This window comes from Mesorhizobium sp. WSM4310 (genome assembly GCF_007003935.1).
Classification (GTDB): Bacteria; Pseudomonadota; Alphaproteobacteria; order Rhizobiales; family Rhizobiaceae; genus Mesorhizobium.
Window position 1 is genome coordinate 176176 of record NZ_VFTA01000008.1, and the last position, 21070, is coordinate 197245.

Consider the following 21070-nt stretch of genomic DNA (forward strand, 5'->3'; position numbering starts at 1 on the left):
TCGGATGAGGGATGGGCTCGATCAGGATGGCGGCGCGGCGCGGTTCGGAACATCGAACACCGTGAGTTCGCGGTCTTCGGTCGGATGGCGCAGGCGAAACACGTCGACGCCGAAAATCTCGCGGATCAGCTTTTGCGTCAGCGCTTCGCGGGGTGCCGCCAGCGCATGCAGCCGCGCCTCGTTCATCACCGCGACCCTGGTGGCGAAGGGCGCCACCAGAGCCAGATCGTGCAGCACGGCGATCACCGTCATGCCGAAGCCGGCCACGAGCTCGAGCAGCTCGCCGCGGGCGCGCGGATCGAGATGGTTGGTCGGCTCGTCGAGGAACAGCACTTTCGGTTGCTGCGCGATGGCGCGCGCCAGTTGGGCGCGCTGGCGTTCGCCGCCCGACAGCGAGCCGATGGTGCGGCCAAGCAGCGGCAACAGGCCGGTCCGGCGCAACGCGTCGACGACGATGTCGCGCTCCTCGCTCCTGCGTCTCAGGCCGGCATGCGGGACGCGGCCGAGCTCGACATAGTCGATCACCGCCAGCCGCGGGTCCGGCTGGTCGGTCTGGCCGACGACGGCGATATGCAGGGCCCGCTCGGCGGTCGCGATACGGTCCAGGCGGCGCCCGCCAAGCTTCACCTCGCCCGCACTTGGCCTGAGCATGCCCGACAGCATGCGCAGCAGCGTGGTCTTGCCGGCGCCATTGGGGCCGATGATGGCAAGGCGATCGCCCGAGGCCACCGACAGGCTGACGGCGTGGACCAGATGCCGGCCATTGACCATGGCGCTGAGGTCGCGCGCTTCGAGGAGTGGCATTGTCATCGGCTGTTGCCCGGAAACTTGGCCGGCCCGGGAATGCGGGCCAGTGTCTTGCCGGCCAGTCGCGGCGGACGTTGTCCGGAATTGCACCAGCCGTCGGCGAGCGAGGCGTAAAGTCGGGCAAATCGCAGGAGATCGCCGGCGTCGGCCTCGGCGTCGATGGAGCCGAAGAGATAGGAGGCCTTGCCCGGCGCCTGGAAGGCCACCGTCAGCGGCCGCGCGCAGCCCGCCATGCATTCGACGCCTTCGACCGTGAAGCCATGCGCCACGGCGGGTTCATGGCAGGCTGCGAGCCGGGAGCGCAAATCGACGCACAGGCTTTCGCCCGACCTGATGCCGGTCGGAACGTCGCGGCAAAGCGTGCACACGATGATACGATGATCGATGGCGCCGTCCAACTTTCCGTCACTTTCAAAACTGGCGACGGAAGGATGTTGGCGAGCCGGCCGACAAGACCGACGTCCACGCCTCCTCCCGGCACACCCCGTCCGGTCAACTCAGTTGATGGCAGGTCTCCTGGCTCGCGGGTCTCGGCGCAATCCAGCCTTCCCAGCCTTGCCGGCCAGTGGCATGTCGGATCTTGCTCACCGCTTACAGTTGCGGGGGCAGCCACGGCCTCGACCTTTTGAGGTCTCACCGTGTTCCCTTTTCACCCCTTGCCTTTCGGCGCGGGGACCATCACGCACCCACCGTAGATTTCCGTCGATCGCATCGCAATGAGTTTTTTGCGACGCCGTCGCCACATGCTCCATATGTAATAACATTACGTTTGAAGCGATGTTTCGCGGCGATGTCAACCCCTGTCGTCGCGCAATGCGGCTTCGGCGCGGCTGCGGTTTTCAGCCGCGAGCGGTCACCAGGCAGGAGGCATGACACCTGGCCGCGGTCGCCGAGGAACCGGCCTATAGCTTTCTGAAAAAGCCTGACAGAATATTCGGACCCGCTTCGCCCGGCCGCAGTCTGATCCCGTCTTCAAAGCAATTCAGCGTCACGCATTCGAAGCCGTAATGCTCGAGGAGCGCCACCAGCGAGTCACGGTCGAAATGGTGCAGGTGCTCGTTAGGCAGACGCATGCGCCACGTCCGAAACCACGCTTCGCCGTCGGCGCCGAGTTCACGCCAGCGGCAGTAAGGGACGGCGATGGCCAGGTGGCGGCTCTGAAGGCGGGCGAGGAAACCCAGATCCGGAATGTGCTCGAGCACGTCGAACATGGCGACGAGATCCCACGAGCCGGCGAGCGCCTCGTCCCAATCGACAAAGCGGACGCCCTCGGGCAGCGGAAATCTGGTGATGTCGCAGCCGGCACAGTCGGCAACCCCGGTAATTTTGGCGGCCTCGACAAAGGTGCCGGTGCCATAACCAATCTCCAGCACGGATCGAGGTATCTCACCGGTGACCCCCAGCACCCAGCCAAGCCGCTGATAGCCGAGCTTGATGGTCCGGTCGCTCAGATCCTCGTAATAGGAAATGTACTGCTTGTCGTATTTGATCGGTGTGACGTCGATCTGGTGAATCACGCCAAACCGGTCGGCCTCGTAATTATCCAGCATTCGCGCCCCCTTGGGATTACGGATCCTTACATGACGGGGCTAAACGCAAAGTAAGCGACTGGGGTGGCGGGCCGAAGCTGGCACGAGCACGACCAGATCTAGCAATAGCAAAAAAGCAAGGCCCCGCGCGGGGCCCTGCTGTCTCAACCTCAGCGCCGAGCTCTAATCGCCCTTCACTTCCCCATCAGCTGCTTGGCATTCTCCGCCGTGATCGCCGTCGTCTCGACCGTTACCGTCGGCTCCACCGAGGTCGAGCAGTCGAGCAGGATCTTCTTCGACATCTCGATCGCTTCCTTCGCACCCGTCGGGTAGGTGAAGGTTGCCGCCCAGTCGCCCTTGGCGACGGCCTCGATGCCGCCGGCCGGTCCAGGCAGGCCGTCGGTGCCGATGATCTTGACGTCCTTGCTGGCTCCCTTGGCGGCAAGCAGCGCGCCGGCCGCCATCATGTCGTTGGAGGCATAGAGCACCTTGATGTCGGGATGCGCCTGCAGCATGGCGGCAAAGGCGGTCTGGGCTTTGTCCGGCACCCAGTCAGCGGCCTGCTCGGCGACGACCTGGATCTTGGCATTCCCCTTGACGCCGTCCTTGAAGCCGTTCAGCCGCTCCACCGCCGGCGTCGAGCTCGGCAAGCCTTCCAGCACCGCCGCCTCGCCGCCATCCGGCAGCAAGGTCTTGGCGGTGTATTTGCCGGCCTCGAGCGCAATCTTGTAATTGTCGCCGCCGATGAAGGCGGTGTAGTCCTTGCCGGGATCGCCGACCGTCTTGCGGTCGAGCTCGATGACCGGGATGCCGGCATCCATGGCGCGCTTCACCGCCGGCGTCAGCGGTGCCGCCTCGAAGGGCGAGATCAGCAGCAGATCGACTTTCTGGGTGATGAAATTGTCGACCTGCGAGGTCTGCGTGTTGACGTTGCCGGCGCCGTCGGCGATCTGCAGCGTGAAGCCCGGCACGGCCTTGGCCGCCGCCGTCAGTTCGTCATTGACATGCTGGCGATAGGGTTCGGCGTTGTTGGCCTGCGAGAAGCCGATGATGAACTGGCCGTCCTTGGCGCAGGCCTTGACCATCGGGTCGGCGGCCTGGGCGGCTCCTGCAATGCACAGGCCCGCGCCTGCCAGAAGCACGGCATGAAGCGTGTTCCTCGTTCCTTGTCTTGTGGTTTTCATACTCGCTCTCCTCCTCGTCGGGCCGGGGGGCCAGACCTTGGTTTGACTTCGACTTTGTTGCCGCCTTCCTCCTAACGACCCAACCCCTCGCGGCGGCGAACGAGGGATTGAAGCACCGCCGCCAGCACGATGATCGCGGCGGTCGCGAGCAACTGCATGGCGGGCGTGATGTTGTTCAGCTGCAGGATGTTGGCGAGCGCGCCGAGCATGATGGTGCCGGCAACGGTGCCGACCATCGAGCCGGCGCCGCCAAACAGGCTTGTGCCGCCGATGACCACGGCGGCGATCGCGGTGAGCTCGTAGCCCATGCCGTCATTGGCGCTGCCGAAATTGAACTGGCCGGCATGGACGATGCCGGCAAGGGCCGAGGCAAAACCGGTGATGGCATAGACCGAGATCTTCACCGTCGAAACGGGCACGCCCGAAATTCGCGCCGCGCGCTCATTGCCGCCAACGGCAAAGACATAGCGGCCGAAGCGCGTCGTGTTGAGCACGATCGTTGCGATCGCGGCAAAGACGATAAAGACGATGGTGGCGACCGGCACGGTGTTGTTGAACAACCGCTCGCCGAGGATCGCGAACACCGGCGGTGCCAGGCCCGGTCCGTCGCCATAGGAAATGTTGATGTACTGGTTGCCCGAGACGACCAGCGCCAGGCCGCGCGCCGCCTGCAGGCCGGCGAGCGTGACGATGAACGGTTCCAGCCGGAAGCGGGTGGAGATGGTGCCCTGGATGGCGCCGAAGACGATGCCCATGATAAGCACGGCGAGGATGGTGGGAATGAGCCCGACGCCACCCGAGATCATCATCGACGCGGTGACGACGCTGGACAGCCCGAGCACCGCGCCAACCGACAGGTCGATGCCGGCGGTGATGATGACGAAAGTCATGCCGATGGCGATGATGCCGGTCTCCGAGACGGCGCGCACGATGTTGGCGATGTTGTCGGGATCGAGGAACAGGATCTGGCCGTGCCGGCGCGGCGAGAAGATGATGCCGCCGATCGCCACCACCACCAGGCCGATCAGGCTCTGGAAGCGCACCACAAGGGCGAGCGGATCGCGATGCTTTGGCGCTGCCGCCGGCACAGCCGGGCTCGCTGCCACCGAAATCTTCTGTTCAGACATCAGGCCTCCCTGCCATTTGCCGCGTCAAGCACTGTGTGCTCGTCGACGCCGCCGATGAATTCCGCCACGTTGCGCCCCTGGCGCAGCACCACGATCCGGTCGCACAGGCCGATGAGCTCCGGCATCTCGCTGGACGCGACCAATATGCCGAGCCCCTGCGCCGCCAACTGCCTCAGCCGCGCGTAGATCTCGCCCTTGGCGCCGACATCGACGCCGCGAGTCGGCTCGTCGAGCAGCAGCAGACGGGGATTGCCGAGGATCTCCTTGGCCAGCACCACCTTCTGCTGGTTGCCGCCGGAAAGCGCGCCGACGGCGATGTCGGGATTCTTCGGCCTGATATCGAACTGGCCGAAGGACTGCTTTACCGCATCCGCCTGGCGGCGCTGCGACATCAGGCCGAGGGGCGAGATGCGGCGGATCACCGACATCACCAGGTTGAGGCCCACCGCCATTCTGAGCATCAGCCCGCTGCCGCGCCGGTCGTCGGTGACGAAGGCGATGCCGGCCGCGCGGGCCGCCCTGATCGAATCCAGCCTTACAGGCCGGCCATCGATGGCGACCTCGCCTTCCCAGCGGCCGGACAGGCCGGTGCCATAGAGCGCGCTGAGCAATTCGGTGCGCCCAGCCCCCATGATGCCGGCCAACCCGACGATCTCGCCCGCCTTGACGTCGAGCGAGACGCCGCTCGGCGGCTGCCAGCCGGCGCTTTCATGGGCGAGCCTGAAGCTGGCATCGCGCAAGCTGAGCAGCGTCTTGCCGGCCTTCGTCGACCGCTCGGGATAAAGCTCATCCAGCGGCCGGCCGACCAGAAGCCGGACCAGTTCGGCCTGCGGCGCGTGCGGCTCGGTGACGCCGGCGACGCGACCGTCGCGCATGACCGTCACCCGGTCGGCGATCTGCGGTACCTCCTCTAGGCGATGCGAGATGTAGACGATGCCGACGCCGCTGGCGGCGAGCTTTCGCATGATGTCGAACAGCCTGTCGACCTCACCTACCGTGAGTGCCGCCGTCGGCTCGTCCATGATCAGCACGCGCGAGGCGTAGGACAGCGCCTTGACGATCGCCACGACCTGGCGCTGGCCGATCGACAGGTTCGCCACCATGCTGGCCGGATCGATGGCCAATTCGATGGCTTCGAGACGCTTGCGCGCTTCGCTGCGCATTGCCGGCACGTCGAGGAAACCACCCGGCCGCATCAACTCGCGGCCAAGGAAAAGGTTGGCGGCGACGTCGAGCGTCGGCACCAGGTCGAGTTCCTGGAAGATCGTGGCGATGCCGGCCGCCTGCGCCTCGCGCGGGTTGTTGAAGGCTACCTGCTTGCCGTCGATGTGGATGGTGCCCTCGTCCGGCGTGTAGACGCCCGACAACAGGTTCATCAGCGTCGATTTGCCGGCGCCGTTTTCGCCAAGCAGGGCATGGATCTCGCCCGCCTTGAGGTCGAAGTCGACGCCGCGCAGCGCCTGGACGCCGCCGAAGCGCTTGACCGCGCCGGTGACGGAAAGCAGCGGCGCGCTCATGCCGACCTCATGGGGCTGACCTCATGGGAGGCCGGCCTCGCGCAGGACTCTCGCACCTGCAGCGCCGCCCGCAACCGCACCGCCTGCGGCTCCAGGTCGGTCGATGCGATGCGAGCGCACAGCAGGGCGGCCGCCTGCCGTCCGATCTCGGTGCAGGGTTGCGCGACCAGTGTCAGCCGCGGCTCGAAACAATCGGCCCATTCGAAGTCGTCGAAGCCGGCTAGCGAGAGGTCGCCGGGGATGGAGAGCCCCCTCTCGCGGATGGAGCGAACTGCCCCGATGGTCGTCATGTTGTTGCCCGTGACCAGTGCGGTGGGCGGCGACGGCAGAGACAGGATCGCATGGGTCGATGCGGTCGCGCTCGCCGTGTCGACATTCTCCGGCGAGACATAGTGCGGCAGGCATTCAAGTCCATTGGCGACCAGCGAGGCGCGAAAGGCCTCGACGCGTTCGCGCGTCGTCGCCAGGCCCGGCTGGCCGGCGATATAGCCGATGCGCTTGTGGCCGAAGGCGGCGACATGGTCGATCAGCGCGCGCATCGATGACTGGTTCTCGACGCCGATCTGGTCGAAGCGCTCGTCGGCGAAACGGTCGATGAGCACGCAGGGCAGCCTCTTCTCGGCCAGGTAATCGATGGCGCGCTGCGGCGCGCCCGACGGCGCCAGGATGACACCGTCGACGCGACGCTGGTGGAACGCGCGCACCACCGAAAGCTCGCGGTCGGGGTCCTCCTGCGTGTCGGAGAGGAAGACCATGAGGCCGAGGCGCGCGCATTCGGCCTCCACCGCGCAGATGATGTCGGTGAAATAAGGGTTGGAAATCGCCGAGATCGCCAGGCCGACGCTGTTGGTCGAGGCCACTTTCAGTGACCGCGCCAGCTCGTTGGGCTGGTAGCCCATCGCGGCGATCGCGTCATTGATGAGCCGCGCCTTCTCCGGCGAGACAAAGCGGGTGCGGTTGATGACATGCGAGACGGTCGAAACCGATACGCCGGCGCGGCGCGCGACCTCAGCCATTGTCGGCATGGCGGCTCAAATGGAGTGCTGGCAAGCGCTCCTCCCTGATGATGCGTTCCAGTCCGCTCTCATTGGCTTTGGCGGATTTCGGCAGAGCATATTGTCATCGAAACGTTTGCGCAATCGATTCGATGACTTTGTTCGACGAAATTCGCGCGCTGCGCAATTTCGATCAAATTGCCACGGAAGAAAGCGGCAAGATGGTCCGACCCAATGCGAGAAGCCCATGAACCCGACCGAGAAAGCGCTGTGGTTTGTCGAAAGCCATCTGCCGGAGGCGATTTCGCTCGACGACGTCGCTCAAAGCAGCGGTGTATCGCGCTTTCATGTGACGCGCGCCTTCGGTGCCGCCACCGGCCGCTCTGTCATGGGCTATATGCGCGCGCGCCGGCTGACTGAGGCGGCACGCAGGCTCGCCGACGGGGCGCCCGACATCCTCTCGGTGGCGCTCGATGCCGGCTACAACTCGCATGAGGCCTTCACCCGGGCCTTCCGCGACCAGTTCGGCACGACGCCGGAACTGGTGCGAGCGCAAGGCTCGACAAAGACCCTCGACCTCGTGGAGCCGATCCTGATGGACCAGTCCTTTCTTGCCAAGCTCGAACCGCCACGCTTCGAGACCAGCCGGCCGTTCCTCATCGCGGGGCTCGGCGAGCGCTACAGCTGCGAGACCAGCGCCGCCATTCCGATGCAATGGCAACTCTTCGGCCCCTTTATTGGCAACATTCCGGGCGAGACCGGTGACTTCGCCTATGGCGTCTGCGTCAACGGCGACGATGCCGGCAATTTCGACTACATCGCCGGCGTCGAGGTCTCGGACTTTTCCGACCTTCCCGGGGAATTCAGCCGCGTGCGCATACCGGCTCAGAAATATGCGGTGTTTTCGCATCGCGAGCACATTTCGACCATCCGCCGCACCGTCAACACGATCTGGAACAAATGGCTGCCGACCTCCGGACACGAAATAGCGGACGCGCCGGAATTCGAACGCTATGGCCCGGAGTTCGATCCGCGCAGCGGCAATGGCGGACTGGAGATCTGGATACCGATCAAGGGTTGATCGGCGCTATAATTCCAAATCCCATGTCTGCCCGACCAGATCCTTGCCGAAGGAATGGTGGCGCTCTTCGTCGATCAGCTTGAAGCCAGCCGCCTGATAGATGCGGCGCGCCGAGCCCAGTATATCGTTGGTCCAAAGCGTCAGCGTCTTGTAACCTTTGGCTCGCGCGAAGGCGATGCACTCGTCGACCAAGCGCCCGCCGATGCCAAGGCCGCGTGCCGAAGGCTCGACATAAAGCAATCTGAGCTTCGCCACCTCGGGCGACTTGCGCACGACGAAGACCGAACCGACGACCTCGCCATCGCGCTCGGCGATCCAGCTGCGCTCCCATTTCGGGTCGAAGGATTTGACGAAGGCCGCGAGGATTTCGGCGACCAGCGCCTCGTAGGTTTCGTCCCAGCCATAATCCTGCGCGTAGAGCATCCCTTGCCGGCGGGTGATCCAGCCGATGTCGCCGATCTGCAGCGGCCGCAGCAGATAGGGAATTTTCGGCTCTGCGCTTTCGTCCAGCAGTGCCTGGATAGTCCGCATGGACTTCACCAGCCGGTCCTGTTCCGAAACAGGCAGCCGATCGAGCAAGGCCGCGACCTGGTCATGCGAATCCTTGTTCAACGGCGCAAATGCATTCCTGCCCGCCGGCGTCAGCGCAATCGAGGATTGCCTGGCATCCGAAACCAGCGTCGACCTGGAGATGAGGTCATGGCGTTCGAACTTCTTCAGCAAACGGCTGACATAGCCGGCGTCGAGACCGAGATCGCGCCCAAGGTCGGTCGCGGTCAAACCGTCGCGGTGCGCCAGCTCGTAAAGCACGCGCGCCTCGGTCAGTGAGAAGGCGCTTTTCAGCAACCCTTCGTCGAGCAGGCCGATCTGGCGGGTGTAGAAGCGGTTGAAAGCCCGCACCGCATCGATCAGCTGCTTGTTCGGCGCTTCGTTCTTGGGGTGATGGTGAATCGTCATGGTCATCTCCTGCCTTCACAGGATCAACCATTTACTTGACTTAGTCAACTATATCGACCTACCTGACGCGATCACATCATCGGCAACACCGGCCAACGATCAACGATCCTGCCCTGGGAAAGCACCGCGATCGGCCCGAATTGCTGCAGCACGGCCTCGCTCTGCGTCGGCCGCAGGAACGCGTAGTCGCCTGGTTTGGCGACGCTATCGGCAGGCAGGCCCATGAATTGCTGGTTGGAAGACAGGCCGAGCAGGCGATTCGTCCTCATGCCCTCGGGAAAGACCGGTTCGGCCATCCATTTGCCGCCATAGAGATAGCAGCCCTTGCGGGGGAACCGGCCGAGCGCCTGCAGCAGGCGGGAAACAGCCGGCGGACCCGGCAGCATCGGCTCGGCCATCTTCAGGATCGGCGTCGCGATGAAGGCCGCCGGCTGGAAACCGTCGAGGCCAGGCGTGTCGAAATCGCTGGGCAGCACGAAGGCCGACCCCATCGACACTTCATTGGCAATGCTGCCGTGATGCAGCAGCGCGGTCTTGCTGCCGCCAATGTTCAGGATGCGGCGCCGGTCCGGGCCGAGGCGCGCCACGAAAGCGGCGGCCCGCTCCGAAGCCTGCGCCAACGCCTTGGCCGGCCCGCCGAACAGGCCGGGAATATGCGGCGCGTGCGCCTCATAGGCCATGACGCCTTCGCAGCGCAGTCGTTTGTGGGCCGCCATGGCGCTTAACGCTTTCGACAAGGCCTCCGGGTTGGCGAAGCCGCCGCGATGCAGCCCGACATCGATCTCGAAGGCGATGCGCAGTTCGATATCGAGTTCGATCGCGAGAGCGCCGTATTCCGCCAGTCTTTCGTCACTGTCGATCAGCAAGCAGACGCGCGACCAGTCGGCGCCACCCTTCACCAGTGCCGCCCTGGCCGCCCCGATCGGCATCGGCTTGCCGAACAGGAGACCCGCATCCGGAAACGCCTCCAGCACCGCCTCACTGATCGGTGGATGAAAGGTCATGAAGCGGCCGGTTCCGAGCGTCTTGCCGATATGCGCAAGCAGCGGCAGGCAAGCGAGCGACTTGTCGACCAGCCGCACGGCAAGACTCGGGTCAAGCCTGGCCTTGACCAGCGCAATGTTGCCATCCAGCCGGTCGAGGTCGAGCAGCAGGCAGGGCTGGAAGATGCCGGCGGTCTTCAGTGCTTCGGAGAGCGCGGCAAAGTAGGCACTCATCGTTCGATGCCAAAAGGACTGGGTTCGATGCCAAAAGGACTGGGTTCGATGCCAAAAGGACTGGGTTCAATGCCGAACAGCCCTGCCATGTAGGGCGAGACGAATCGGTTTTGCGGATCGATGTCGCGGCGAACCGCCATGGCGTCGTCCCAACGGGGATAGAGCTTCTTGAAATCCGCCGCCTTCAGGCTGTGCATCTTGCCCCAATGCGGCCGGCCGCCATACCTGCGGAAGATCGGCTCGGCCGCCTGCATGAAGGGCAACGGATCGCTCGCCGCGTCGTGGTGGACGGCGATCGAACAGGTCGGCCTGTTGTAGAAGGGCGAGAGCCAGAACCGATCAGCCGCGACGCTGCGCACCTCCATTGGGAAATAGACTTCGGGAAAGTGCTTTTCGGTGAGCGCGATGATCTCGGCCAGCGCCTTCGGCCCCTCCTCGAAGGGAAGGTGATATTCCATCTCGTTGAACTTGGTCTGGCGGTCGCTGGCATAGACGTTGAGCCAGTCCTGCACATAATCCTCGGCCGGCACTTTCGCGACGGCACCGAGGATCAGGCGGCGGCGCAGTGACGGCAGCCAGGCGAGCCCGGTGCGCAACCGGCGCAGCGTGCGCAAGGAGCCTTCGTCATCGTCGGTCGGGCGCGTGGTGGTCGCCTCGGTGCTGAAGTCGCTGGCGATGAACTGCGCGTAGCCGGAAAACGGAATGTAGTAGAATTCGGCCGAGCGGTGCGCGGTCATCATCTTTTCGAAATCGCGCAGCATGTCGCCGATCGGCAGCACCCATTTGCGGCGGCGCAGCCGGTAGGTCGCGATGTTGTTCAGCGTCACTTCGCTCAGGACACCGAAGGCACCCAGCGCGACGCCGATGGCGTGGATCATGTCCTGATCCCCTGCCCGGGTGAAGTCGCGGACCTTGCCAAGCCCGTCGACGATCTGCACCGTCTCCAATTGCGTGTGATAGGCGCCGAGCGTCGGCCCCGAGCCATGGGTGGCGGTTCCCAGCGCGCCGCCGATTGCCTGGCGGTCGATGTCGCCCATATTGGGCAGGCCCTGGCCGATGCCGTGCAGGATGTGCATAAGCGGACCAAGCCGCGTCCCTGCCTTCACGCGTGCCTGATGCTTTTCAGCGTCATGCGAGACCAGCCCTTCCAGCTTATCCAGAGACAGGATCGTGCCCTCGGATTTCACCAGTGGGGTGAAGGAGTGACCGGCACCGACGACACGGACCGGGCCGGGTGCGTTGCGAACGAGGTCACCAACTTCGCCGGCATCGGCGGGGCTGGCGATCAGCCGCGGCGCGGCAGTGACAAAACCGGACCAGTTGCTCCAGATGTTCGACATGGCGCTCACGCAACAACCCGGCGACGCCGCGCCACGAGGATGAACAGGCCGAGCAACAGCACACTGGCCAAGGCACTGCCGGCAGCGAATTCCGGAACCGGGCGGAAATCCTTGCCGTCGATGAGCAGCGACGCCGCAACCGGCCCGATCGCCAGGCCGAAGAGCTGCGCGGCCGGCACCAGGAGCACGGCGGTGCGGGTGTCATCGGCCGTGATCGCCAGGCGGATCTGGTAGGGCACGATGAACAGGAGAATGAAACCCATGACCAGGGCGGCGACCCAGAAGGTGGTGAGGCCAGGTCCGCTGGCCAGCACGAGCGAGGCGACAAGCGCGACAGTGCCAATGAGTGCGATGGCAACCCGATAATCGATGCGCGCCTCGAACACGGTCGCCGTCATCGCGCCCAGGACCTGAACCGCCAGGCTGGCCGAGACGATCAGGCCGACTGTGCGGCCGTCAATGCCGAATTGGGCGCCAACCGGTTCCAGAAACGCCCAGACCGAGCCGAAGAACATGAAATAACAGAAGACGCACAACAGGGCGGTAATCGAAGGAATCGTCAGCACATTGGCGAGGTTCTCGTCCTTGGGCAGAATGGCGTAATCGGTGGGGACGACGAAGGCGACGATGAGCGACAGGACGCAGACGACCGCGAGAATGAGGAAGCCGCCGGCCGATCCGGCGGCCGGGATGACATAGAGCGCCAGCAGCAGGGCAAGCGCGCATTGCGCCAGCGTCTGCATGGTGACGAAAAAGCCGCCGATGCGTTCGGCGCGCCGCGAACGGGCGATCAGCTCGGTGGCGACCGCGACAAGCCCGCCTTCGGCAAGGCCGGCCAAGGCGCGTGCCGCCATCAATGCATTGGCCCCGGCGGCATAGGCCGTCCAGACATTCGCCAGCGCCAGCAGGAGCAGCAGCACCGCACTTTTCCAGCGCATGTTGCGGGCCGATAGCAGCATCGCGACGATCGCCGAACCGATGGCAATGGCGATCATCTCGGCGGTGGCGACCAGCGCCAGTTCGTCGCCGCTGACATGGCCCTCCGTGTAGAGAGCGCCGAGCAGCACTGGCTGCAGGCCGAGAATGAGCAGGCCGACCGAGCCGATCCACAGCGCCGAGGCAAGCTGCCCGCCGGTCGGATTGCCGACCAGCCAGTCGCCGCTTCCGGCATGCGCGTCACCAGATGCCAAAGCCGCCTCCCAACGTCCCTTGTCGCACGGCAAAAAAGCTGACAATCTGTCAGTATTTTAGAAACTGATACTTGATCATATTTTTTGTCAACCAGAATTTGGCAATTCGTGCGAAAGACCGGTGTATGGTGGAAGCAAGGCGAACAGCGACCGAACCGAGGCGCAAGCCCAAGCAGGAGCGCAGCCGCGAGCGCATCGATGCCATCTTGTCGACGACCATGCGGCTGATCGGCGAGAAGGGCATCGACGCCGTCACCATGAAGGAAGTCGGCGCGTTGGCGGGCGGACCAATCGCCACCGTCTATCACTACTTCCCCAACAAGTCGGCGATCCTGGCGATGCTCTATGAGCGGTTTTCGGAGGTGAGCCGCGCGCGATTGACTGATATCCTCGCCGATGTCCGCGAAGCCAAGGACGTCATCGCCGCCGCCGACCGGTTGCTTGACGACTACCTCGGCCGCGTCGCCGGCGATCCGGCCATCCAGGACCTGCAGAACGCCATCCAGGCCGACAAGGCGCTGAAGAATCTCGACATCGCCGAAACCCGGCATCAGGCCAGGATGTTCTGCGACCAGGTCACCACCTTGATCGAGCCGGGCAAGCATGAGCAGTTCGAACGCATGGTCCTGTTGATCTTCCAGCTCGCCGGTGGCGTGGTGCGCCTGGCGCTCGCGCAGGGCCAGCCGGAAGGCCGCCGGACCATCGAGGATTACCGGTCGATCATCCACACGCAGTTGCGGTTGTTTCTCTAAGCCGCAATCCGTGGAAAAAATTACCGCCTTTCGAGGCTGCCGCGCGCCTTGACTCTCGCAGGTCGGCGGCCTATTTCAGCGCCACGTTAGCACTCGCCCTTGGTGAGTGCTAACTATATGTCCGGCTTCGCCGGACGGAGGAACTGTTTCTCACCGTTCTCATTCGAGGAAGAAAAAATGGCAAAGTCGAAGTTCCGCCCGCTTCATGACCGCGTGGTCGTTCGCCGGGTCGAATCCGAATCCAAGACCGCCGGCGGGATCATCATCCCGGATACGGCCAAGGAAAAGCCGCAGGAAGGCGAGATCATCGCCGTCGGCTCCGGCGCGCGCGACGAAAGCGGCAAGCTGGTCCCCCTGGACGTCAAGGCTGGCGACCGCATCCTGTTCGGCAAGTGGTCGGGCACCGAAGTCAAGCTCAATGGCGAAGACCTTCTGATCATGAAGGAATCCGACATCATGGGCATCATCGGCTGATCATCGGCCTCACCGTCAACTGAATTCCGGGCTTTATCGCAAGCCCCTGCCAGGAGCTAAAAATGGCTGCTAAAGACGTAAAATTCTCCCGTGATGCCCGTGAGCGCATGCTGCGTGGCGTCAACATCCTCGCCGATGCGGTGAAGGTCACGCTCGGCCCCAAGGGCCGCAACGTCGTCATCGACAAGTCGTTCGGCGCCCCGCGCATCACCAAGGACGGCGTCACCGTCGCCAAGGAAATCGAGCTTGAGGACAAGTTCGAGAACATGGGCGCGCAGATGGTCCGCGAAGTTGCTTCGAAGACCAACGACATCGCCGGCGACGGCACCACGACCGCGACCGTTCTGGCGCAGTCGATCGTCCAGGAAGGCCACAAGTCGGTTGCCGCCGGCATGAACCCGATGGACCTGAAGCGCGGCATCGACCTGGCCGTCACCGAGGTCGTCGCGGCGCTCGGCAAGGCCGCCAAGAAGATCAAGACCTCCGAGGAAGTCGCCCAGGTCGGCACCATCTCGGCCAATGGCGACGAGTCGGTCGGCAAGATGATCGCGGAAGCGATGCAGAAGGTCGGCAACGAAGGCGTCATCACCGTCGAGGAAGCCAAGACCGCCGAGACCGAACTCGAAGTCGTAGAGGGCATGCAGTTCGACCGCGGCTATCTCTCGCCCTACTTCGTCACCAACGCCGACAAGATGGTCGCTGATCTCGAGGACGCCTACATCCTCCTCCACGAGAAGAAGCTCTCCAACCTGCAGGCAATGCTGCCGGTTCTCGAAGCCGTCGTGCAGACCTCCAAGCCGCTGCTCATCATCTCGGAAGACGTCGAAGGCGAGGCCCTGGCCACGCTGGTCGTCAACAAGCTGCGTGGCGGCCTGAAGATCGCCGCCGTCAAGGCTCCGGGCTTCGGTGATCGGCGCAAGGCCATGCTGGAAGACATCGCCATCCTCACCGGTGGCCAGGTCATCTCGGAAGACCTCGGCATCAAGCTTGAGAATGTCGGCCTCAACATGCTCGGCCGCGCCAAGAAGGTGTCGATCTCCAAGGAGAACACCACCATCGTCGACGGCGCCGGCAAGAAGGCCGAGATCCAGGGCCGCGTTGCCCAGATCAAGCAGCAGATCGAAGAGACCACTTCGGACTACGACAAGGAGAAGCTGCAGGAACGTCTCGCCAAGCTGGCGGGCGGCGTTGCGGTGATCCGCGTCGGCGGTGCGACGGAAGTCGAAGTCAAGGAAAAGAAGGACCGCGTTGACGATGCGCTGAACGCGACCCGCGCGGCCGTGGAAGAAGGCATCGTTGCCGGCGGTGGCGTGGCCCTGCTGCGCGCTTCGGCCAACATCAAGGCTGCCGGCGCCAATGCCGACCAGGCCGCTGGCATCAACATCGTGCGTCGCGCTCTGCAGGCTCCGGCCCGCCAGATCGCCTCTAACGCCGGTGCGGAAGCCTCGATCGTTGCCGGCAAGATCCTTGAGAACAAGGGCGCGACCTTCGGCTACAACGCCCAGACCGGCGAATATGGCGACATGATCGCCATGGGTATCGTCGATCCGGTCAAGGTTGTCCGCACGGCTCTCCAGGACGCGGCCTCGGTCGCCGGCCTGCTCGTCACCACCGAAGCCATGATCGCGGAGGCTCCGAAGAAGGAGTCGGCTGGCGGCGGCATGCCTGGCGGCATGGGCGGCGGTGGCATGGGCGGCATGGGCGGCATGGACTTCTAAGAAGTCCATAAAGCACGCCCATCAACTTACATTGCTCGAGCCCGCAAGCGGGCTCGAGTGGCGGCATGGACTTCTAATCCAAGCCACCTGGCTTATGCATACGAAAGGGCGGCAGCGATGCCGCCCTTTTTCTTTGCCTCCTGCAACGGTAGCGACCATCGAGGTCTGCACCACTCGACGGGGCACTCGCCCCTTTCTTGAGCAGTTTTCCAGCAAAATCAGAGGTTTCGACTAAGCTTTGACGGCGCTAGATGAATTTGTCAGACAATATTTTTTAACACATTCGCGATTACTAAAGGGCGGGAGCATGGCGAGGTTGCTCCGCGTGCGGCGTGTCGGGTAACCATCGATGCAATTTTTCCGGCGATTTTTGCGAAACCGTGACGGCAACGTGCTGATCATCTCGGCACTGGTGATGCCGGTCCTGATCGGCACGGCCGCCCTGGTGACCGAATATGGCGCAGCCCTCGTCGAGCGCGCCGACAATCAGCGCGTGGCCGACCTGTCGGCCTATGCGGGCGCCCTCGCCTACAATGTGAACAAGTCCACCTCGCAGATGACTGCTACCGCCGTCGGCGTCGCGGTGCTCAACGGCGTTCCCGCCGCCAATGTACAGGTGAGCCTGGTCGCCTCCCCGAAAACGACCGGCGTCAACGCGGTTTCGGTGTCGATCAACACCTACAGGACGCTGTTCCTGGCACGCGTCCTGAACGATCGCCAGCAATTGCAGATCTATGCCAATTCGGTGGCCGAGCTTGGTGCGCAGCCGCAAACGCCCGGATGCATGCTCGCGCTCGACGGCACGCAGACCGGCCTGACGCTGAGCGGCGGTACCTCGATCTCGGCGCAGAAATGCACCGTCTCTTCCAACAACACGGTGACCGTCCCCTGCGGCACCAGCATTTCGGCGCTCGGCGTCAACTACAATTCCGCCGCTGCCCCGAGCCAGCCTTGCAACGGCATCACCGGCCCAGGCGGGGCGACCGCGGTGATCACCAAGAAATCCACCCCCGACCCGCTGGCCGGCAATGCCGCGGTCACGGCCGCCGTGGCCCGTATTGCAACGGTTGCGGCGCTTTCGACGACAGCCGCGCCAACAGCGCCAACCACTCCCAACGGCAACAACATCGACTTCGGCTGGAACACAGGCCCCACCCAAGGCCAGGCGAACGCGCTCGGCTGCACCGCCAGCTGGGCATCGTCGTCATCGACCTGGACGCTGGACTGCGGCGGCAAAACCACGGTCAACCTGGGCACCGTCACCATCGGCGGCGGCATCAACCTCAACTTCGCTACAAGCGGCGCGGCAACGACAGTTTACAATATCGCCGGCGATCTCACGACCAGTGCCACCACCAATTTTGGGCCAGGCACCTACAACTTCGCCAAGACCCTCACCACGGCCGGAACCACGACGTTCGGGGCCGGCACCTACAATTTCGGCAAGCAGGTGACCGCCGCCGGCACAACGACCTTTGGCGCCGGCACGTTCAACTTCGCCAAGGGGCTGACCACCGGCTACGGCACCACCACCTTCGGCGCCGGCACCTACAAGATCGGCCGCAGCGACACTGCCTGCAACGGCTCGGGACAGGTCAGCATCTGCAACGCGTCCGCCTTGACCTTTGGTGGACCGAGCACTTTCGAGCTCCCCGGCGGCTATACCAACACCGGAACGCTCACCTTCGGCTCGGGCACGACCAATTCCTACAAGATCGGGCCAGGCAGCAATGGCGACGCGATCACGCTCGGCGGCGGTTCGACAACGATCATGGCCGATGCGACGGGCGCCAGCAGCGTTTTCCAGGTCGTCGGCAATGTGAACGGCGGCGGCGGCGGCAGCTGCTTTGTGGTCCCGGTCGCGGCGCAGCACGACATCGCCGGCAACTTCATCGGCTCGGGCGCCATTTTGCTCGGCGCCGGCGTCTACACCGTGGACGGCTATTTCGCGCTGGGCGGCAATGGCGGCGGCAGCGCCAACTGCAACGGCAGCACGATCAGCGTCAGCGGCGCCAATGTGACGCTTGTCCTGTCAGGCAAGGCCAAATCCAGTTCGGGAAGTTGTAACGGCTATGTTTTCTGCGTGGCCGCCGGCTATAGCAACATCGCGCTCACCGCACCCCAGTCGGGAGCGACGGCGAAGCTGGCGGTGATCGGCCCCACGGGCAGTTCCAACACCGGCGGCGCGACCTTCGCCGAAGGCGGCTCCAACGCCCAGATATCGGGCGCATTCTATTTTCCCTATGGCCCGATCATCATGAATGGCGGCTCGAGCGTGCTGGGATCGAACACCGACCCGAGCAAGTGCCTGCAGATGATCGGCTCACGCATCACGCTATCGGGCGGCACCACAGCCGCATCGGAATGCATCGCGGCCTCGAGTGCCGGTGGCAGCAGCAAGGTGAGCCTCGTGCAATGAGCAAGCAGTCACGCCCAAGCCGCGGCTTGTCGGCCAGCCGGCGTTTCGCGTTCACAGACTTCTTGCGGCGCCAGAAAACCGGCGTGTCGGCGGTCGAGTTCGCTTTGGTCAGCCCCGTTCTGCTGGTCATCCTGGCCGGAACCGTCGACATAGGCGGCTCATTGAAGGCCAAATTCGAACTGAGCTCGGCGGTTTCGGCTGGTTCGAACTATGCGCTGCTCAATGGCGACAAGGTCAATTCCACCGGCGGCGGCGCGCTGGCCGGCAACATTGCGACGGTGGTCACCAGCGGTCTGAGCGGCAATGGCGGCAGCATTCAGGTCGTCATCAACAACGGTGCGGCACTTGCCTACAATGCCACCACATCCACGGCCACCCAGAGCGGCACCGTCGCCAATGCCGATCTCTGCTATTGCCCGGGCAGTTCCGGGGCCGTGGCCTGGAGCACCCCGATGGCATGCGGCAGCATCTGCAGTGGCGGCGGCATTGCGGGGAAATTCGTAACGATCACGGCCAGCAAACCCTATACGCCGCTTTTCGGCGGCTTCGGCATCGTCAGCAACGGCAACATCACGGTCAAGTCGGTGGCGCAGCCGCAATGAGCCGCCGCCGATCCTTCCTGCGCGACAGATCCGGTGCCAACGCCGTCGAGTTCGCCTTGCTGTCAGTGCCGTTGCTGCTCGTGCTGATGGGCACGTTCGAGTTCGGCCGCATGTACTGGGCCCAGCATGTGCTGAATGAAATCGCCGCGGCAGGGGCGCGTTGCGTCGGCGTGCTGCAGAGCGGATGCGCGCAGAACGGCGTCTACGATGCCGCCAGCGCCATCAGCTATATCAGCAGTCGGGCGGCAACCGACGGCATCGTGCTCAGCAACGCCAACATCACCGTCAGCAACAACACCACTTGCTCGGGCCTGTCCGGCTTTTCGAGCGTCCAGGTTTCCTACAAATTCACGACCGTGCTGCCGGCCTTCCTGACGTCGCTGGCTAACGGCCCGAACCTCAGCGCCAGCGCCTGCTTCCCGAACCAGGGGGCTTGACTTCAGACACCGGCCTCCGCGCGTCGCTGAACCTCGCCGGCAAGCACCGCGGCTTCGATCAGCGCCGCGACCTCGTCCGCCACCGCCTGTAGCGGGGCGCGGTCCCGGGTGGCGCGGGCGATCACCATCAGCCCTTCCAGCGACGATTCGACCAGCAGCGCCAGAGCGTGGGCGCGGCGTTCGGGCACTCCGGCCCTGACGAAGGCCTCACGCAACAGCCCTATCCACTGCTCGAAGGCCGCGCGGCACAAATCCGCCAGCTCCGGCACGTCGGTCGGTGAGTCCAGCACGACGGGCGCGATCGGACAGCCGAGCGAAAACTGGTTGTCTTCCAGCATGCGCCCCACCGCCTGGTAGATATGATGGACCGCCACCGCAGGATCCCTTTCGGCGGCCAGCGCTTCGCCCAGTCTCGCCGTCACCCCGGCAACGCTGTCACGCGTCACCTCGATCACCAGTTGGTCCTTGCCGCCCGGAAAATGGAAGTAGAGCGAACCGCGCGGCGCGCCGCTGGCGCTCAATATGTCGTTGAGCGATGTGCCGTGATAGCCGCGCTGCCGGAGCAGCAGCGCGGTCGTGTCGAGTATGCGGGTGCGGGTGTCGTTCGCCATGTCAACCTCTGTCAGCAGCAATCATTATAGGCCTTGCGCAGAATATGACAATCGGTCTACATAATATGTAGATCAGTCTACATATTGGAGGCAACACCATGCGCAGCTATCGTCTTGACGGGTCGGGCGGGACCGAATGCCTGGTGATGCGCGACGAGCCACAGCCTCAGCCAAAACCGCACGAAATCGTGGTGCGCGTCCGTGCCGCCTCGCTCAACCGCCGCGACACGATGATCCTCAACGGCACCTATCCGCTGCAGCCGCGCCAGGGTGTCGTTCCATTGAGCGACGGGGCTGGCGACGTTGTCGCCATCGGCGATGCCGTCACCCGCTTCGCCGTCGGTGACCGTGTCACCGGCAGCTATTTCGCCCGCTGGATCGACGGCCGCATCAACGCCGGTCTCATCGACCAGCTCGGTTGCACGCTGGACGGCATGCTGGCGGAATACGCGGTTCTCGACGAACAATGGGCGGTGCGCCTGCCCGATCATCTCGAATGGCGTGAGGCGGCGACGCTGACCTGCGCCGGCGTGACCGCCTGGAACGCGGTGACGAGTGCCAGAATTCCAAAGCCAGGCCAATGGGTTCTAGTCATCGGTTCAGGCGGCGTCTCGCTCTTTGCGCTGCAGTTCGCCAAGCTGCTCGGCTGCCGCGTCGCCGCCGTCACCTCGCGCGCAGAGAAGGCCGACAGGCTACGGATGCTGGGCGCCGATCTTGTGATCTCGACGTCGGACATGCCCGAATGGGGTGCGGCCGTCCGCGACCAGACCGGCGGCATCGATCTCGTCGTCGAGACCGGTGGCCCGGCGACCTTCGCGCAGTCGCTGATCGCCAGCACGCTTTACGGACACATCGTGCTGCTCACGCTGCAGGATGCGAAAGGCGGATCGATCCAGATCCCGGCGGCAGTCTACCAGCGCAGCCTCGCCACCATCAGCCGCCTCTTCGTCGGCAACCGGAGCAATCTCGAAGCTATGCTGCGCGCTGTTTCGCAGCACCGCCTGTCGCCCGTCATCGACAAGGTCTTTGCCTTCAGCGAGGCCCGCAATGCCTATCGCTATTTCCAGCAGGGCGACGTCTTCGGAAAGGTGGTCGTCGACGGCGCCTGACCCA

The 21070-nt window shown here is 64.2% G+C and carries 20 protein-coding genes and 1 riboswitch; of the genes, 8 read left to right on the top strand and 12 right to left on the bottom strand.

Going from position 1 to position 21070, the window contains the following annotated elements; all coding sequences use genetic code 11:
• Nucleotides 1-21: 21 nt before the first annotated feature.
• From FJV80_RS11875 to FJV80_RS11905, 7 genes are all read right to left on the bottom strand, one after another.
• Nucleotides 22-810: an ABC transporter ATP-binding protein gene (locus FJV80_RS11875; RefSeq protein ID WP_095788356.1), complete on the bottom strand. Its 789-nt coding sequence runs from the start codon at nt 808-810 to the stop codon at nt 22-24.
• Nucleotides 807-1205, bottom strand: a complete 399-nt coding sequence (locus tag FJV80_RS11880) for a DUF1636 family protein (protein ID WP_095770568.1) — start codon at nt 1203-1205, stop codon at nt 807-809. Before FJV80_RS11880 ends, FJV80_RS11875 begins: the two co-directional genes overlap by 4 nt.
• A 90-nt stretch (nt 1206-1295) precedes the next feature.
• Nucleotides 1296-1502: riboswitch (cobalamin riboswitch) on the bottom strand.
• A gap of 207 nt (nt 1503-1709) precedes the next feature.
• The gene (locus FJV80_RS11885; RefSeq protein WP_142876440.1) at nt 1710-2357 is read right to left on the bottom strand and encodes a class I SAM-dependent methyltransferase; all 648 of its coding nucleotides are present in this window, start codon (nt 2355-2357) and stop codon (nt 1710-1712) included.
• A gap of 173 nt (nt 2358-2530) precedes the next feature.
• A complete protein-coding gene (locus tag FJV80_RS11890) occupies nt 2531-3520 on the bottom strand; it encodes a substrate-binding domain-containing protein (RefSeq protein WP_142876441.1) in 990 nt (329 codons plus the stop codon).
• Between the two features lie 71 nt (nt 3521-3591).
• A complete protein-coding gene (locus tag FJV80_RS11895; protein WP_142876442.1) occupies nt 3592-4647 on the bottom strand; it encodes an ABC transporter permease in 1056 nt (351 codons plus the stop codon).
• Complete coding sequence (locus FJV80_RS11900; RefSeq protein WP_095770572.1) at nt 4647-6164, bottom strand: sugar ABC transporter ATP-binding protein; 1518 nt, start codon at nt 6162-6164, stop codon at nt 4647-4649. The genes FJV80_RS11895 and FJV80_RS11900 overlap by 1 nt, the downstream gene beginning before the upstream one ends.
• On the bottom strand, nt 6161-7189 hold the full coding sequence (locus FJV80_RS11905) for a LacI family DNA-binding transcriptional regulator (RefSeq protein ID WP_142876443.1): 1029 nt from the start codon (nt 7187-7189) through the stop codon (nt 6161-6163). The genes FJV80_RS11900 and FJV80_RS11905 overlap by 4 nt, the downstream gene beginning before the upstream one ends.
• Before the next feature lie 217 nt (nt 7190-7406).
• Here FJV80_RS11905 and FJV80_RS11910 point away from each other — a divergent pair, with 217 nt between their 5' ends.
• Nucleotides 7407-8240: an AraC family transcriptional regulator gene (locus FJV80_RS11910; RefSeq protein ID WP_142876444.1), complete on the top strand. Its 834-nt coding sequence runs from the start codon at nt 7407-7409 to the stop codon at nt 8238-8240.
• Nucleotides 8241-8246: 6 nt separating this feature from the next.
• Here the strand turns inward: FJV80_RS11910 and FJV80_RS11915 are convergent, their stop codons facing one another.
• The 4 genes from FJV80_RS11915 to FJV80_RS11930 all read right to left on the bottom strand — a co-directional run bounded on the left by FJV80_RS11915 (nt 8247) and on the right by FJV80_RS11930 (nt 12944).
• Complete coding sequence (locus FJV80_RS11915; protein WP_095791852.1) at nt 8247-9197, bottom strand: bifunctional helix-turn-helix transcriptional regulator/GNAT family N-acetyltransferase; 951 nt, start codon at nt 9195-9197, stop codon at nt 8247-8249.
• 71 nt (nt 9198-9268) lie between these two features.
• Complete coding sequence (locus tag FJV80_RS11920; RefSeq protein ID WP_142876445.1) at nt 9269-10414, bottom strand: alanine racemase; 1146 nt, start codon at nt 10412-10414, stop codon at nt 9269-9271.
• The gene (locus FJV80_RS11925) at nt 10411-11754 is read right to left on the bottom strand and encodes a D-arabinono-1,4-lactone oxidase (RefSeq protein ID WP_142876465.1); all 1344 of its coding nucleotides are present in this window, start codon (nt 11752-11754) and stop codon (nt 10411-10413) included. The genes FJV80_RS11920 and FJV80_RS11925 overlap by 4 nt, the downstream gene beginning before the upstream one ends.
• A 5-nt stretch (nt 11755-11759) precedes the next feature.
• Nucleotides 11760-12944 carry an MFS transporter gene (locus tag FJV80_RS11930; protein ID WP_142876446.1) on the bottom strand — a complete coding sequence of 395 codons (1185 nt, stop codon included), beginning with the start codon at nt 12942-12944 and terminating at the stop codon, nt 11760-11762.
• A 125-nt stretch (nt 12945-13069) separates the two neighbouring features.
• On the opposite strand from FJV80_RS11930, the gene FJV80_RS11935 reads away from it, so the two are divergent.
• The 6 genes from FJV80_RS11935 (at nt 13070) to FJV80_RS11960 (ending at nt 19346) form a co-directional block, all read left to right on the top strand.
• The gene (locus FJV80_RS11935) at nt 13070-13696 is read left to right on the top strand and encodes a TetR/AcrR family transcriptional regulator (protein WP_142876447.1); all 627 of its coding nucleotides are present in this window, start codon (nt 13070-13072) and stop codon (nt 13694-13696) included.
• A gap of 177 nt (nt 13697-13873) precedes the next feature.
• Entirely contained in the window at nt 13874-14170 is a 297-nt protein-coding gene (gene groES, locus FJV80_RS11940) for a co-chaperone GroES (protein ID WP_010915433.1), read from the top strand.
• A gap of 62 nt (nt 14171-14232) precedes the next feature.
• Nucleotides 14233-15888: a chaperonin GroEL gene (gene groL / locus FJV80_RS11945; protein ID WP_095770579.1), complete on the top strand. Its 1656-nt coding sequence runs from the start codon at nt 14233-14235 to the stop codon at nt 15886-15888.
• Between the two features lie 349 nt (nt 15889-16237).
• Nucleotides 16238-18307 (top strand): TadE/TadG family type IV pilus assembly protein, encoded by a 2070-nt coding sequence (locus tag FJV80_RS11950; protein ID WP_246688949.1) that lies wholly within the window; start codon nt 16238-16240, stop codon nt 18305-18307.
• A complete protein-coding gene (locus tag FJV80_RS11955; RefSeq protein WP_246688950.1) occupies nt 18304-18909 on the top strand; it encodes a TadE/TadG family type IV pilus assembly protein in 606 nt (201 codons plus the stop codon). The genes FJV80_RS11950 and FJV80_RS11955 overlap by 4 nt, the downstream gene beginning before the upstream one ends.
• Nucleotides 18906-19346, top strand: coding sequence for a TadE/TadG family type IV pilus assembly protein (locus tag FJV80_RS11960; RefSeq protein ID WP_095791682.1), 441 nt, complete (start codon nt 18906-18908; stop codon nt 19344-19346). Before FJV80_RS11955 ends, FJV80_RS11960 begins: the two co-directional genes overlap by 4 nt.
• A gap of 2 nt (nt 19347-19348) precedes the next feature.
• Here the strand turns inward: FJV80_RS11960 and FJV80_RS11965 are convergent, their stop codons facing one another.
• A complete protein-coding gene (locus FJV80_RS11965; protein ID WP_095770915.1) occupies nt 19349-19957 on the bottom strand; it encodes a TetR/AcrR family transcriptional regulator in 609 nt (202 codons plus the stop codon).
• 98 nt (nt 19958-20055) lie between these two features.
• Between FJV80_RS11965 and FJV80_RS11970 the strand changes: the two genes are divergently transcribed.
• Entirely contained in the window at nt 20056-21066 is a 1011-nt protein-coding gene (locus FJV80_RS11970) for an NAD(P)-dependent alcohol dehydrogenase (RefSeq protein ID WP_142876448.1), read from the top strand.
• Nucleotides 21067-21070 lie beyond the last annotated feature (4 nt).